At 70.0% G+C, this 490-nt stretch carries 1 protein-coding gene; it reads right to left on the bottom strand.

Annotation, left to right across the window (positions count from 1 at the left end; all coding sequences use genetic code 11):
- Window positions 1-490 (bottom strand): amidohydrolase family protein (locus tag G3I60_RS43935; protein WP_164608575.1); only part of this gene is annotated, 490 nt, incomplete at both ends.

The raw sequence follows: 490 nt of genomic DNA on the forward strand, positions 1-490 counted from the left end.
GCACCAGCTGCGGCGGGAAGTACTTCGGCGACCAGCCGGAGAGGTCGATGTGCACACCCGGCTTGTGCGTGGCGACGGCGAGCGCCTCGTCCTGCCAGGGGAAGGAGGGGTGCGCCAGGATGATCTTCATCTCCGGGAAGTCCGCGGACACGTCGTCCACGTGCAGCGGGTTGCTGTACTTGAGCCTGATCCCGCCGCCGCCGGGGACTCCCGCGCCGATGCCGGTCTGGCCTGTGTGGAAGAGCGCGATCGTGCCGGTCTCCTCGATCACCTCGTACAGCTCGTAGGCGACCGAGCGGTCGTTGGGGAAGAAGCCCTGGATGCTGGGGTGGAACTTGAAGCCCCTGACCCCGTACTCCTCGACCAGGCGGCGGGCCTGCTTGACGCCCGCCCGGCCCCGGAAGGGGTCGATGGAGGCGAAGGGGATCAGCACGTCCGGGTTGGCCGCGGCGGCCTCGGCGACCTCCTCGTTCGGGACGGGCGCGGTGCC

The organism is Streptomyces sp. SID13666 (assembly GCF_010548325.1).
GTDB lineage: Bacteria > Actinomycetota > Actinomycetes > Streptomycetales > Streptomycetaceae > Actinacidiphila > Actinacidiphila fildesensis.